14 protein-coding genes are annotated in these 13,818 nt (G+C 76.5%); 12 read left to right on the forward strand and 2 right to left on the reverse strand.

What is annotated here, in order from left to right; all coding sequences use genetic code 11:
• Positions 1-11: 11 nt before the first annotated feature.
• On the reverse strand, positions 12-1,274 hold the full coding sequence (locus JOE63_RS03090) for a CobW family GTP-binding protein (protein WP_087470691.1): 1,263 nt from the start codon (positions 1,272-1,274) through the stop codon (positions 12-14).
• A gap of 175 nt (positions 1,275-1,449) precedes the next feature.
• Between JOE63_RS03090 and rpmB the strand changes: the two genes are divergently transcribed.
• The 7 genes from rpmB to JOE63_RS03125 all read left to right on the forward strand — a co-directional run bounded on the left by rpmB (position 1,450) and on the right by JOE63_RS03125 (position 4,589).
• Positions 1,450-1,686 (forward strand): 50S ribosomal protein L28, encoded by a 237-nt coding sequence (rpmB, locus tag JOE63_RS03095; RefSeq protein ID WP_021483267.1) that lies wholly within the window; start codon positions 1,450-1,452, stop codon positions 1,684-1,686.
• A complete protein-coding gene (gene rpmG / locus JOE63_RS03100) occupies positions 1,686-1,853 on the forward strand; it encodes a 50S ribosomal protein L33 (protein ID WP_021483268.1) in 168 nt (55 codons plus the stop codon). Before rpmB ends, rpmG begins: the two co-directional genes overlap by 1 nt.
• On the forward strand, positions 1,853-2,158 hold the full coding sequence (rpsN, locus tag JOE63_RS03105; protein ID WP_087470692.1) for a 30S ribosomal protein S14: 306 nt from the start codon (positions 1,853-1,855) through the stop codon (positions 2,156-2,158). The genes rpmG and rpsN overlap by 1 nt, the downstream gene beginning before the upstream one ends.
• A 61-nt stretch (positions 2,159-2,219) precedes the next feature.
• On the forward strand, positions 2,220-2,519 hold the full coding sequence (locus tag JOE63_RS03110) for a type B 50S ribosomal protein L31 (RefSeq protein ID WP_021483270.1): 300 nt from the start codon (positions 2,220-2,222) through the stop codon (positions 2,517-2,519).
• Positions 2,516-2,638: a type B 50S ribosomal protein L36 gene (gene ykgO / locus JOE63_RS03115; protein ID WP_047231790.1), complete on the forward strand. Its 123-nt coding sequence runs from the start codon at positions 2,516-2,518 to the stop codon at positions 2,636-2,638. Before JOE63_RS03110 ends, ykgO begins: the two co-directional genes overlap by 4 nt.
• A gap of 62 nt (positions 2,639-2,700) precedes the next feature.
• Positions 2,701-4,152: a zinc metallochaperone AztD gene (gene aztD / locus JOE63_RS03120; protein WP_239576599.1), complete on the forward strand. Its 1,452-nt coding sequence runs from the start codon at positions 2,701-2,703 to the stop codon at positions 4,150-4,152.
• 155 nt (positions 4,153-4,307) lie between these two features.
• Positions 4,308-4,589, forward strand: a complete 282-nt coding sequence (locus JOE63_RS03125; RefSeq protein ID WP_087470693.1) for an HU family DNA-binding protein — start codon at positions 4,308-4,310, stop codon at positions 4,587-4,589.
• A 193-nt stretch (positions 4,590-4,782) separates the two neighbouring features.
• Here JOE63_RS03125 and JOE63_RS03130 read toward each other — a convergent pair whose 3' ends face one another.
• A complete protein-coding gene (locus JOE63_RS03130) occupies positions 4,783-5,154 on the reverse strand; it encodes a hypothetical protein (RefSeq protein WP_087470694.1) in 372 nt (123 codons plus the stop codon).
• Positions 5,155-5,332: 178 nt separating this feature from the next.
• Between JOE63_RS03130 and rpmF the strand changes: the two genes are divergently transcribed.
• The 5 genes from rpmF to JOE63_RS03155 all read left to right on the forward strand — a co-directional run bounded on the left by rpmF (position 5,333) and on the right by JOE63_RS03155 (position 13,699).
• Complete coding sequence (gene rpmF, locus JOE63_RS03135) at positions 5,333-5,503, forward strand: 50S ribosomal protein L32 (protein WP_087470695.1); 171 nt, start codon at positions 5,333-5,335, stop codon at positions 5,501-5,503.
• Positions 5,504-5,732: 229 nt separating this feature from the next.
• Complete coding sequence (gene aspS / locus JOE63_RS03140) at positions 5,733-7,043, forward strand: aspartate--tRNA(Asn) ligase (protein WP_204539054.1); 1,311 nt, start codon at positions 5,733-5,735, stop codon at positions 7,041-7,043.
• Positions 7,044-7,098: 55 nt separating this feature from the next.
• Complete coding sequence (locus JOE63_RS03145) at positions 7,099-8,388, forward strand: YibE/F family protein (protein ID WP_307839914.1); 1,290 nt, start codon at positions 7,099-7,101, stop codon at positions 8,386-8,388.
• Between the two features lie 107 nt (positions 8,389-8,495).
• On the forward strand, positions 8,496-9,362 hold the full coding sequence (locus JOE63_RS03150; RefSeq protein ID WP_204539057.1) for a ketopantoate reductase family protein: 867 nt from the start codon (positions 8,496-8,498) through the stop codon (positions 9,360-9,362).
• 107 nt (positions 9,363-9,469) lie between these two features.
• Positions 9,470-13,699: an SCO7613 C-terminal domain-containing membrane protein gene (locus JOE63_RS03155; protein WP_204539060.1), complete on the forward strand. Its 4,230-nt coding sequence runs from the start codon at positions 9,470-9,472 to the stop codon at positions 13,697-13,699.
• The last annotated feature ends 119 nt before the right edge of the window (positions 13,700-13,818 follow it).

Genomic DNA, 13,818 nt, shown 5'->3' on the forward strand with positions numbered 1-13,818 from the left:
GGGGCCCGTCGTCACACCGCGTCGCTGCGCGCGCCGAGCCACGGTGCGAGGACGTCGGTGCGGCCGAGCCAGCGCAGGCCGCCGTCGGCGAGCTCGTCCGGCGTCGCGAGCACGTCGCGGAACGCGTCGAGGAGGCGGCTGCGTTCGTCGTCGCCGCCGTCACCCTCGCCCTCGGGCGTGGCCCCGACGATGACGACCCGCGTGTGCGGCTCGACGGGCCGACCCTCGGCGGTCGTCGCGTCGTCCCACGTGCCGAGCGTGCCGATGCAGAGCTGACCTCCCGCGCCGTCCCACGCGCACAGCGAGTCGGGGCGGTTGGCGACGTGGAACACCCCGCGGGACCGGACCCGTCCGGTGCCGAGGTCCTCGATGCGGCGCAGCAGGCGCTCGGGGTCGAACGGCCGGGCGGACCACAGGTCGATCGTCCAGCTCCGGTCGCCGTCGGGCGTCACGCGCCGGGGGAGCGGGCCCCGCACGCCGAGGGGGTGGGCACGGCGCTCGCCGGCGGCGGGGTCGTGCGTGCGCCGGGCGAGGTCGTCGGCGGCGACCGCGTGGAGCCCGTCGATCCGCCGGGTGCCGACGCCGCGGAGCCGGTCGACGAGCCCGGACCCGGTCGCCGCGGCCGCGAGGTCGCCGGTCGTCACGACGAGGTCGGCGTGCTCGAGCTGGGCCGCCAGCACCTCGCCGACGGCGCGCTGGTCGTCCTCCGTCAGCCCGACGCCGCGCTCGGAGACGAGGTCGTCGTCGAGCAGGTCGTGCTCGAGCGTGTCGACGTCGGCGACGGCGAGCACGGTCGCGAGGCGGAGGCGTTCGAGCTCGTTGCCGGGCGTGGCCTGCGCGGCGAGCGCCCGGACGACGGGCAGCGACTCGGCGGCGACGGGCAGCGCGAGCACGACGTGGTCCCACCGGCCGTCGTCGGCGAGCCGGCGCAGCGTGGGGACGGCGTCCTCGCGCACCGCGCACGAGAGGCACGCGTGCTCGAGCGGCACGACCTCGTCCTCGATCACGCCGGTCGCGTCGACGACGACCCGGCGCAGCGCGCCCTCGGCCGCCCGGATGTCGTGCCGCAGCGCGACGACGCGCGGCGCCCCGACGACGAGCCCGAACACCGCGCTGTCGCGCAGCACGGGGTCGATCGTCGCGAGGACGCTCAGGGCGGCCCGCGTGTCCCCGGCGTCAGCGGGCGGCTCGGCAGGGGCGCCGGGCGCGGCCTCCGGGAGGTCGTGCGCGTCGTCCGGCCAGGGGCCCGACGAGCGGGATGACGAGAAGGGCATGAAGCGCTCCGATCCATGGTCTGGGGCGTCCCCGTGCGGCCTCGCGGCCGGCCCGGGAACAACCCGCTCCTGAGAACTGTTCTCGACAGCGGGTCAGCATAGCGTCTTGACGGGAATGATTCTCACTATCTAGTGTCGTCTCCCGTCGCCTCACCCGACCCCGAGAGGAACTGCCATGTCCGCCGTCTGCCAGGTGCTCGGCACCGCTCCCGGGTTCGGCCACGCGATCTCGCACTCCCACGTGCGGACCAAGCGTCGCTTCGACCCGAACATCCAGAAGAAGCGCTACTGGGTGCCGTCGCTGGGTCGCCACGTGACCCTGCGCGTCAGCGCCCGGGGCATCAAGACCATCGACCGACAGGGGATCGACGCCGTCGTGGCGCGGATCCTCGCCCGAGGGGAGAAGCTCTGATGGCTACCCGCACCGACCTCCGTCCCGTGATCAAGCTCCGGTCCACCGCCGGCACCGGGTTCACCTACGTGACCCGCAAGAACCGCCGCAACGACCCCGACCGCATGGTCCTGCGCAAGTTCGACCCCGTCGTCCGCCGCCACGTCGACTTCCGCGAGGAGCGCTGATGGCGAAGCGGTCCAAGGTCGCGCGCAACGACCGGCGCGTCGAGGTCGTCGCCCGCTACGCCGAGCGCCGTGCGGAGCTCAAGCGGGTCGTCGCGTCGCCGTCCTCCTCGCCCGAGGAGAAGGCGTCCGCGCTGCGCGAGCTCCAGCGCCAGCCTCGCGACGCGAGCGCGACGCGCGTGCGCAACCGCGACGTCGTCGACGGCCGCCCGCGCGGCTACCTGAGGAAGTTCGGGCTCTCCCGCGTCCGCCTGCGCTCGCAGGCGCACCGCGGCGAGCTGCCCGGAGTCACGAAGTCGAGCTGGTGACCGCCGCCGCCCCGAGCGGCGGTCGTCACCGGCCTGTCACTGGCCCAGCAAGGAGACCACCATGAAGAAGGACATCCACCCCGTCTACGGGCCCGTCGTCTACCGCGACAAGTCCGCCGACTTCTCGTTCCTGACCCGCTCGACCCTCGCGGGCGACCACCCGCAGGGCCCGGGCGTCCCGCGCGAGACAGTGACCTGGACGGACGGGAACACCTACCCCGTCGTCGACGTCGAGATCTCGAGCGCGAGCCACCCGTTCTACACGGGCACGCAGCGCGTCGTGGACACCGCCGGCCGCGTCGAGAAGTTCCGCCAGCGCTACGGCGCCCGCGGCGGCGCGCAGGGCGGGGGTGCGCGATGAAGGTCCGCGCCTCGCTCCGCTCGCTCAAGGACAAGCCCGGGGCGAAGGTCGTGCGCCGCCACGGCAAGACCTTCGTCATCAACAAGGCCAACCCGCGCTGGAAGGCCCGTCAGGGCTGACCCGCGCACCCACCACCACCGGAGAGGAGCGGCCGACCGGGTCCCCGGGCGGCCGACCACGCATGCACCACACCGCACCCGACCCGACCGACGCCCACGCCGATCCCGCCGGGGCGAGTCCCCCCTCCGGTGACGCCCCTCCCGGGGCACGGGCCCGACGGCGCCCGCTCGCCCTCGCGCTCGGCCTCGCCCTCCCGCTCACGCTCGTCGCGGCGTGCGCGCAGGGGGCGGGCTCCGAGGGCGAGCAGGGCGACGCGGCCGAGCCCGCGCCGTCGGCCACCTCCGACGTGAGCGAGGCGGCCGCGCTCACGCCGCGCCTCGCGATCACGTACGACGGCGGCGTCCAGGTCCTCGACGCGACGACGCTCGAGGTCGTCGACGACCTCGAGCTCCCCGGCTTCAACCGACTCAACCCCGCGGGCGACGGGCGCCACCTGCTCGTCTCGACGTCGGGCGGCTTCCAGGTGCTCGACGCCGGCACCTGGGCCGAGCCGCACGGCGACCACGACCACTACTACACCGCGGACCCCGTCCTCACGGACGTGACGTACTTGGCCGAGAAGCCTGGCCACGTCGTCGTGCACGAGGGCCGCACGGCGCTGTTCGACGACGGCACGGGCGAGATCACCGTGCTCGACTCCGCCGCGGTGGCCGACCCGCACGGCATCGACGACGCGCGCACCCTGACGACCCCCGCGGCACACCACGGCGTCGCGGTCGAGCTGTCCGACGGCTCGCTCGTCGTCTCCGAGGGCACCGAGGACGCGCGCACCGGCGTCCGCCTCCTCGACGCCGCGGGCGCCGAGGTCGCGGCGAACGACCAGTGCCCCGGCGTGCACGGCGAGGCCGTCGCCGCGGACGAGGCCGTCGTGATCGGGTGCGAGGACGGGGCGGTCGTCGTCGCGGGCGGCGCGATCAGCAAGGTCGCGGCCCCGGACGCCTACGGGCGCATCGGCAACCAGGCGGGCAGCGAGGCGTCGCCGTTCGTGCTCGGCGACTACAAGTCCGACCCCGACGCCGAGCTGGAGCGGCCGACCCGCGTGTCGCTCATCGACACGCGCGACGCGAGCCTCCGCCTCGTCGACCTGCCCGCGAGCTACACCTTCCGCTCGCTCGGCCGGGGCGACGCGGGCGAGGCGCTCGTGCTCGGCACGGACGGGTCGCTGCACGTCATCGACCCGGAGGCGGGCACGGTCGTGCGCTCCATCCCGGTCGTCGACGCCTGGGAGGAGCCCGAGGAGTGGCAGGAGCCGCGGCCCGCGCTGCTCGTCCAGGACGGCATCGCGTACGTCACCGACCCGGCCGGCCGCGCGATCCACGCGGTCGACTACGTCGGCGGCGAGGTGTGGAAGACCGCGGAGCTCGACGTCGTCCCGAACGAGCTCGCCGGTGTCACCGGGAAGCCGGCCGCGGCGGGCGCGCACGACGACGCCCACGAGGAGGGCGAGCACGGTCACGACGAGCCCGCGGAGGAGGGTCACGAGGACCACGACCACGAGCACGAGGAGGGCTGAGCGCAGACACGCGACGCTCGGAGGCCGCGAGAAGTCGCGCGAAACTCCGCGTGTTCCCTAGTGTTGTCCCCGGTGCACGGCCTCGCGGCTGGCACACTGAGACCGTGACGACGGGTGGTGACCACCGCGCGTCGTGAACCGAAGAAGGGATTCGCATGTCGCTCAACAAGTCCGAGCTCGTCTCGGCCATCGCCAGCAAGGCCGACCTGTCGAAGGCGGACGCCGAGAAGGCTCTCAACGCCTTCCAGGAGGTGCTCATCGAGTCGCTGGGCAAGGGCGAGGCCGTCAAGGTCACGGGCCTCCTGTCCGTCGAGCGCGTCGAGCGTGCCGCCCGCACGGGCCGCAACCCCCGAACGGGCGAGGAGATCTCGATCCCGGCCGGCTTCGGCGTGAAGATCAGCGCCGGCAGCCTGCTCAAGAAGGCCGTCGCCAAGTGACGTCTCGCTGACCGGCCGCTGCCGGTCCGGTCAGCAGCACGAAGGCCCGGAACCCCGCGAGGGGCTCCGGGCCTTCGTCGTGCCACCCCCGCGCCGAACACGGGGTTGATGTCGCTATCCGCGCGATAACGACACCAACGACGTGCTCGAACGCGAGGAAGCCCGTGCTCGGCGACCTGTGTCGGCCGCGGTCTCAGGCGTGGACGACGTTCGCGAGGATGCCGTGGTTCGTCAGGCGCGTGCCGATGGCCTGATCGACCTCGGAGAACGCCTTGTTCGAGCGGGCCACGCCGACCGCGCCGGCCATGGCGCCGTGCCCGGTCGGGCGGTCGATGCGCGCGACGAGCTGGTCGCCGTGGAGCATGAAGTCGACCGTGAACACGAGGTGCTGGGCCTTGCCGGCGAACGCGCCGAGCCAGAACGTCTTCTGCTTGCTCCCGCGCTCGGCGGCCCACTGGCCCGTCGGGCGGGTGGTGACGGTGAAGCCCTGCTCCTGGAGCGCGGCGTGCAGGTGCTGCTTGGCGACCTCGGGGTCGCCGGACAGGAAGTAGTCGACCGTGGCCATGGTGGCTCCTCGTGGTGTTCTGTGGCTGGCTGTGGCGGGTGTGACGGCGGCAGTGCCGCCACACGGGCGGACAGCCCTCGGGATGCTACCGCCGTCCGAGGGCCCACCCTCGACCCGTCTTGAGAACCATTCTCATAGAGCGCTAGGCTGGGCGCTCCACCCACCGGAAGGACCTCTCATGGCCGTGCCCAAGCGCAAGCTCTCCCGCTCCCACACCCGCGCCCGCCGCTCGCAGTGGAAGGCGCAGGTGCCGGAGCTCGTGACCGTCTCCGTCGACGGGCGAGAGGTCACCCTCCCGCGCCGCCTCGTCGCGGGCGTGCGCCGCGGCTACGTGACGCTGCCCGACTGACCCGCTCGCCGACCACCGCAATGCGGTGGTCGGTGCGCGGGTCGGTCGGTATCGTCGCTCGCGGAGGCCGCGAGGCGTGACGACCCTCGGCCGGTGGCGACACCGGCGGCGGCACCCCGCGCGTGACGGCGTACCGACGAGAGGTCGACGAGACGTCGACGAAGGTGTGGTGGCACCGCGACCTAGCCCCCGCCCGCACCTCCAGGGCCTGCCCTTCCCTGGAGGAGTCATGAGACCACCCGCCCCGCCCGCCCCCGCTCGCACCCTGGCCGCCGACGTCGCCGCCGCTCCACCCGGACGCGTGGTGACCCTGAGCGGGCACGTGCACCGCCGCCGCGAGCTCGCGACGGTGTCCTTCCTCGTCCTGCGCGACCGCACGGGACTCGCCCAGGTCGTCCTGCGCCCGCACGAGGTGCCCGCGGAGGGGCTGCCGCCGGAGGAGACCGCCGTCCAGGTCACGGGGACGGCCACGGCGAACGCGCAGGCACCGGGCGGCGTCGAGATCACCGCGCCGACGATCACGCTGCTCGGCGCGCCCGCGACCCGCCCGCCGGTCGAGCTGTGGCGCCCCGACCTCGACGTCGCGCTGCCGACCCTCCTGGACCACGCCGCCGTGACGTGGCGGCACCCGGCCCGGCGGGCCCTCTGGGAGCTCGCTGCCGCGAGCCTGCGCGGGTTCCGCGCCACGCTCGACGTGGCGGGCTTCACCGAGATCCAGACCCCCAAGCTCGTCGCGTCCGCCACGGAGTCCGGCGCGAGCGTCTTCCCCGTCGACTACTTCGGTCGCACCGCCTACCTCGCCCAGAGCCCGCAGCTCTTCAAGCAGCAGCTGGTCGGCGTGTTCGAGCGCGTGTACGAGGTCGGGCCGGTCTTCCGGGCGGAGCCCCACGACACGGCCCGGCACCTCGCGGAGTACGTCTCCCTGGACGTCGAGCTCGGCTTCGTGCGCGACCACCGGGACGTCCTGGCCGTGCTGCGCGACGTGCTCGCGGGCATGGTCGGGGCGCTCCGGGACGGGGCGGGCGACGCCGTCGAGCGGCTCGGGCCGGCGCTGCCGGTCGTGCCGTCCGAGATCCCGGTGATCCACTTCCGTGACGCGCTCGCCCTCGTGGGGGCGGCCGACGACGAGCCGGACCTCGCCCCCGAGCACGAGCGGGCCCTCGGCGCGTGGGCGAGGTCGACCCACGGCTCCGACTTCCTCGCGGTCGAGGGCTACCCGATGCGGAAGCGGCCCTTCTACACGCACCCGCAACCCGACGACCCCCGCTGGAGCAACAGCTTCGACCTGCTCTTCCGCGGCCTGGAGCTGGTGACGGGCGGGCAGCGGCTGCACCGCTACGAGGACTACGTCGCCGCGCTGGCGGCGCGGGGCGAGACGACAGAGCCGTACGAGGCCTACCTCGAGGCGTTCGCCCACGGGATGCCCCCGCACGGAGGCTTCGCCATCGGCCTCGAGCGCTGGGTCGCCCGCCTCGTGGAGGCGCCCAACGTCCGGGAGGTCGCGCTCTTCCCCCGGGACCTGCACCGGCTCGCCCCGTAGTGCCCGACGGCGCGTGCCACCACGCGCCGTCGGCCCGCCGTGGCAGCATCCTCGGGTGAGCGAGCCGAGCCCCGACCTGACGTCCGGCCCCGTCCCGGGGCGCCGGGAGCGCCGCGAGCAGCCCGGGCGGCCGCGCGCCGAACCGCAGGGCCACGCGCACGGGCCTGCGGCTCCCGCGACGCGGCGCGTGCGCCTCACGCTCGCGGCGCTCCTCGTCCCCGCCCTGCTCGTCACGCTGGCCGGGCTGGTCGCGCTGTGGCCCGCGTCGGCCGACGTGCCGGACCGCATCCCCGTCGCCGCGGAGGGCAGCACGGTGCTGCGTGCCACCGTCACCGGGCCGATCGACGCGGAGACGGGCGAGGTGCCGGCCCGCCTCGACGCCGGTTCCCGTGCGGGCGGCGAGGACGTCGGCGGCGACGCGATCACGGTCGGCGCGCCGCCCGAGTACGTCGCCTACGGGTTCGACGAGGGCGACCGGCTCCGCGTCCTCTACATCGCCGAGGCCGTCGGGGCGGGCGTGAGCCCGTACGTGTTCATGGACTTCGAGCGCGGGCTGCCCATCGGGGTCCTCGCGATCGCGTACGCCGTCGTGGTGCTGGCCGTCGCGCGGTGGCGGGGCCTCGCCGCGCTGGCGGGGCTCGCGGGCGCGTTCGTCGTCATCACGTGGTTCACGCTGCCCGCGCTGCTCACGGGGCAGAACGCGCTGGGCGTCGCGCTCGTGACGTCGTCGCTCGTCATGTTCGTCGTGCTGTACGTCGCCCACGGCTTCACCGCGCGCACGTCGACGGCGCTGCTGGGCACGCTCGTCGGGCTGGCCATCACGGCGGTGCTCGGGTGGTGGGGCTCGGGCGCGTCGAACATCACGGGGCTCACCTCGGAGGAGTCCCTGTGGATCCCGCAGTACGCGCCCTCGCTCGACATCCAGGGCGTCGTGCTGTGCGGCATCGTGCTCGCGGGCATGGGCGTGCTCAACGACGTGACCATCACCCAGGCGTCGGCGGTGTGGGAGCTGCGGGCGGTCGCGCCGCTCGCGACCCGGCGCGAGCTGTTCGCGCGCGCGATGCGCATCGGGCGCGACCACATCGCCTCGACCGTCTACACGATCGCGTTCGCCTACGTCGGCGCGGCCCTGCCGCTGCTCATGGCGGTCTACCTGTCCGACCAGAACCTCGCCACGAGCCTCACCTCGGGCGAGATCGCGGAGGAGGTCGTGCGCACGCTCGTCGGCTCGATCGGCCTCGTCCTCGCGATCCCCATCACGACGGCCATCGCGGCGCTCGCCGTGCCCGGCACCGCGTCGGTGGCGTCCGTCCCCGTGGGTAGGGTCGAGGTCCCCGCGGCATGACGACGGGGCGTCCCCGCCCGTCCGGACGGGACGACCTGGACGACCGGAGGACGACGGTGACGGAGACGACGAGCGGCCGGGGCGGTCGGGGCAGCCGAGACGCAGCGGTGCTGGGACCGGGCGGGGTCGGCGGGCTGGTCGGCGCGCTGCTCGCACGGTCCGGGGCCGACGTGACGTTCCTCGCAGGGGAGGCCACGGCGGCGGCTCTGACCGAGCACGGCGTGCACGTGCGCAGCCGCCAGGTGGGCGACGTCCGTGTCCCCGCGCGGGCGGCCACGCGGCTCGACGAGCCGGTCGACGTCGTCCTCGTGGCGGTCAAGCAGACCGCGCTCGCCGACGCGCTCGACCGCGTGCCGCCCGAGGTGCTCGGCGACGGCGTCGTCGTCCCGTTCCTCAACGGGCTCGACCACCTCGACGTGCTGCGCGCGCGGTACGGGGCCGAGCGCGTGCTCCCCGCGACGATCCGCGTCGAGTCGACGCGCGTCGCTCCCGGCGAGATCGAGCACACGAGCGCGTTCACCGACGTCGACCTCGCGCCCGGCGGCGTCCCGCCCGAGCGGGTGGAGGCCGTGCGCACGCTCCTGGACCGGGCCGGCATCTCGACCACCGTCCACCCCGACGAGACGGCGCTCATGTGGGCCAAGCTCGGCTTCCTCGCCCCGTTCGCCCTGCTCACGACGACGCACCGCGCCCCGATCGGCGAGGTGCGGACCGTGCACCGCGCCGAGCTCGAGGCGCTCGTGCGCGAGGTCGCGGCGGTCGCCGCAGCGAGCGGGGCGCGGTCGGACCCCGCGCGCACGCTCGCGTTCTACGACCGGTTCGCGCCCGAGGCCAAGTCGTCGATGCTGCGGGACGCCGAGGCCGGGCGCCCGCTCGAGGTGGACGCCATCGGCGGCGCGATCGTCCGGGCCGCCGACCGCGCGGGCGTGGACGCGCCGCTCACGCGCGCGCTCGTCACCGGCCTCGGCGGCTGACGGGCGGACGCCCGGGACGACGCAGGCCGGGAGCCTTCACCGGACCGCCACGCGACCCCCTGTGGACGCGTCCCCAGGAGCCTCACAGGTTCGCCAGGATGTCCGTCATGAGAGAGCCGTGGGTCGACGTCGCGCTGGCGCGGCTGCCCGAGACGCGTTCCTGCCCCGCGTGCGCCGCGACGCTGCGGTCGTCCCGCTGCGAACGGTGCCTGCTCGACCTCACCGGCCCGCTCGCGTTCGAGGTCGCCGCGGCGTCGAGCGAGGCGGCCGACGCGCTCTCGCGCCGCCAGGTCGCCCTCGACGCCCTGCGCGCGGCCCAGCCCGAGGCCGCCGCGTGGGCGGCCCGCGCGGCCGTCACGGCGCCGCCCGGTGCGCGCGCGGTCCCCGCCGGTCCGCCGCGCGCGATGCGCCCGCTCGACCCGAGCGGCCGCGGCCAGGCGGGCCCGCGCCCGCCGGTCGTCGCGCCGGTGGCCGGGACCGCGGCCGGCCCCCGGCGTCCGGTGCCCGTCCGTCCCTCGGCGCCCGGGTCGCCCGCGACGGCCGGGCCGGTCTCGCCCGCACCCGCGGGGTCGCGTGCCGTCGTCGTCCCGGGCGCGGCGCCGTCGCGCTCGGTGGGACTCCAGCCGGTGCTCGCCGGGGCGGGGGCGGGTCTCCTCGCCGTCGCGACGGTCGTCTTCGTGTTCTTCACCTTCGCCGACGACCTCGCCCTGCGCGCCCTGGTGACCGGGGTCGTCACCGTGCTCACGGTCGGGGCCGCGGTGCTCCTGCGGTCGCGCGGCCTGCGCTCGTCCGCCGAGGCCGTCGCGGCGCTCGCCGTCGTGCTCGCGGTCGTGGACGTCGAGCTCGCGCTGAGCGCGTGGGGGCTCGGCGCCGTCGGCACCGCGGTGGCGCGCGCGTCGCTGCTCGCCGCAGTTGTCGCGGGCCTCGGTGTCGTCGGGGACCGGGCGCGCGTCCGAGCGTGGGTGACGAGCGCCGTCGTGCTCGGGCCGCTCGTCCCGCTCGCCGCGGCGCCCGCCGCGGGGGCGCCCTGGGGCTGGGCGGTCGCCCTCCTCGCGACGGCGTGCCTCACGGCGCTCGCCGCGCCCGTCGCGGCGCGCTCCGGCGCGCGGGTCGGCAGCGCCCTGCGGGGCGAGCGGGCGCTGCTCGGCGTCGTGCGCACGGTCGCGGTGCCCCTCGCGGTGGTCGTCGGGCTCACGGTCGCCGCCCCGCCGGGGCTCCCGACCGGCGCGGGGGCCGCCCTGGTCGCCTTCGGCGCGGCGCTCGCGGCCACGCTCCTGCGCGTCGCGACGCGCGAGCGGCGCTGGTACGCGGTCGGCGGTGCGTCGGCCGTCCTCGCGGGGGCGCTGCTCGGCACCGGGGGCGACGTCGCCTGGCTGGGCCTGGTCCCCGTGCTCGCCGCCGTCACGTGGCTCCTCGTCCTGGTGCTCACCTCGCCGCGCGTGGTGTCCGGGGTGCTCGGCTCCCCGGTCCCGGCGGTCGGACGGTCGGACGCCCTCCTCGGCGGCGCGCTCGTCGCCCTCGTCGGGGCGGGGCCCGCGCTGGCCGTCGCGGGGGTGCGCGCGGCCGAGGTCCTCGTGACCGGCACCGCCGGGACCGCCGCGGCCCTGGACGACGCGCCGCTCGGCGTCGGCGTCTTCTCCGCCGGCCTGTGGGGCGAGGGCGTCCGGGGCGGCACGGCCGGCGCCGCGCTGCTCGACGGGACGCTCGTCGGCCTGCTGTCCGCGCTCGTCGTCCTGCTCGTCGCCTCCCGGCTCCCGCTGCGCACGCCGTCCCCCGTGCGCTTCCCGCGCCTGGCAGGTGCGCGGCGGCTCGGCGCCGCCCCGGTCGTGCGGACCGGGCGCGCGCTCGGGCCGTGGGTGCTGCTCGCCCTCGTCGTCGCGCTCGTGCTGGACCCCCGCCTCGCGGGCGTCACCTCGCTCCTGCTGCTCGCGCTGCTCGCGGCCCTGCTCGTCGTCGTGACCGCCCGGCCCGTCACGACCGCTCTGCCCGACGGGCACCGCACGGGCCTGACGGCCGGGGCCGGCGACCCGGGGGTCGGCGCCGGTGGCGCCGCGCCGGGCGTGATCGTCCGCGCCGTCCGACGAGGGCTCGGTCGTGCCCTGCGCCCGGTCGCCGGGGTGCTCCCCGCCCCGCGCGCCGTCCTGCGGCACGGTGTCGTCCCGGTCGGTCGGGCCGAGGCACGGGTCTGGCGCGCGGCCGCCGTCGCGGGCACGATCGCCTCCGTCCTGCTCCTCGTGGCCGGCTCGTGGGTCGCGCGCCCGACCGCGACGGCCGGCGCCGTGGTCGTCGGCGTGCTCTTGCTCGCGGCCCGGGCGGCCGCGCCGCGCGGTCTGCACGCCCCGCTCGTCGGCACCGCCTACGGCTACGCGCTGCTCGTGCTCGGCGTGACGCTCGCGTGGAGCGGCGCCGGGACGGTCGCGGTCCTGTGCGCGGTCTCCGGCGTCGCCTCGCTCGCTGCGCTCGCGGTGACGCTCGTCCCGCGAGTCGACCGGGAGTCGTGGTGGGCCGTGCTCGGCGTGACCGCGGTGCCCTTCGGCCTCGGCGTCCTCACCGTCGTCGACGAGCGCAGCTGGTGGTCCGTCGCCGCGTGCGCCGCGATGCTCGCGCTCGAGGTCGTGCTCGTCGGCTCGCGGCGGCCCGGGTCGGTCACCGCGCTGCGCGTGCTCGCCGCGGCGCTCGTCCTGCCGACGGCGGCCGTCGCCGTCGTCAGCGCGGGCGCCCTCCTCCTGCCGGGCAGCGGGTCGCCCGTCGTGCTGCCGGTCGTCGCGCTGCTCGTGGCGACGGCGCTCGCCGCGGCCCGCCCGGTCACGGCCCGGATCCACCTGGCCGCCGGGCGCGTCGCCGTCGAGGCGAGCGCCGCGCTCACGGGGGCGATCGCCGTCGGGCTCGCGTTCGGGCGCCCCGCCGCCGGGCCCACGGTCGCGGTCGCGGTGCTGCTCCTGCTCGCCGTGGGCGCGGGGCTCGCCGCGCGCGACCGGGACCGGCGCGCGGAGTGGTGGCTCGCCGCCGCCCTGGGGACCGCCGCGCTGTGGACCGCGCTCGCCGCCGCGGACGTCGGCCTCGTCGAGGCATACACGGCGCCGCCGGCGCTCGCGGCCCTCGTGACGGGGGCGCTGCTCGCCCGGCGGTCGCGCCGCTGGTGGGAGCTCGCGAGCGCGGGCCTGGTGCTGCTCGTCGTGCCGTCCGTGCTCGCCCTGGGCGCGGCACCGGGCGCGGGCGACGTCCGGGCGCCGCTCCTCGTCGTGGCCGGGGCCGGGTGCGTCCTCGCCGCGGTGCTGCTGGGCCGCGGGACCGGCGCGGGCGAGGGCGGGTGGCGACGCGCCGCGGCCCTGCGGCTCGCCGGCGCGGGGGTGCTGGCGGCGACCGGCGGGACCGTCGAGTCGCTCCACGTTGCGCACGCGCCAGGCGGCGGCGCGGTGTTCGTGCTCGGGTTCGCCTGGGCGCTCGCCGCGGGCGGGGTCGCGCTCGGGGCGGGCCTCGTCGCCGCCCGGGTGGCTCCGCGGGGCCGGGGCCGGGGTGCCGCCGTCGCGCGCCGCTGGGCCGTGGCGCCCGCCGCGACCCTCGTGGTGGTGGGGACCGTCGCGAACGTCCGGCCGGTGTGGGGCGTCATCGCGACGGTCTGGCTCGTCGAGGTGGCCCTGCTCGCGCTCCTCGTGGTCGGGGTGCGGCGCGCGGTCCGCGGTCGGCTCGACCTCCCGCCCGCCTGGTTCACGTGGTCGCTCGCGCTCGTCGCCGCGATCGGCGCGTGGTGGCCGCGCGAGCTCCGCGTCGAGGTCTTCTCGCTCCCGCTCGGCGCGGGCCTGCTCGTCGCGGGGTACCTCGCGCTCGCGGCCGGCACGACGGCGGTGCGCGGCACGGCGGGCGGCGATCCCGGTGCTCTGGCCGGTCCGGGCAGCCCGGGGAGCAGCCACGCCGACCCGGCCCCCGGCGGAGCTCCGGCGCGCGCGACGCCGATCCTCGCCGGGTGGCCCGTCGGGTTCGTCGGTTCGTGGCGGACGCTCGCCCCGGGCCTCCTCGCGCTCCTCGGGCCGTCGGTCCTCGCGACGTACACCGACGCGCGCACGTGGCGGGCCGTGCTCGTCGTCGTGCTCGCGCTGGCGGCGGTGCTCGTCGGGACGCGCAAGCACCTCGCCGCGCCGTTCCTGCTGGGCGTCGCGGTGCTGCCGGTCGAGATCCTCGTCGTGTTCGTGTCCCAGCTCGGCACGCGCATCTCCGCCGGTCCGTGGATGCTCACGCTCGCCGCGGCCGGTGGCCTGCTGCTCATCATCGCGACGTACTACGAGCGCCGGATCGCCGCGTACGACGGCGCTGCGGCGTACGTGCGCGACCTCCGCTGACGATCAATCCCTACCGCCTGGCCCGTTTTTGCGCCGCGTGGCCCATAATGATCGGGGCCCGCCGCGTGTCGGCGGGCGAATCGGCAACGGAAGAGCAGGGCGGGTCGCGACGGCACACG

Source organism: Cellulosimicrobium cellulans, from assembly GCF_016907755.1.
In the GTDB taxonomy this organism is placed as follows: domain Bacteria; phylum Actinomycetota; class Actinomycetes; order Actinomycetales; family Cellulomonadaceae; genus Cellulosimicrobium; species Cellulosimicrobium cellulans_D.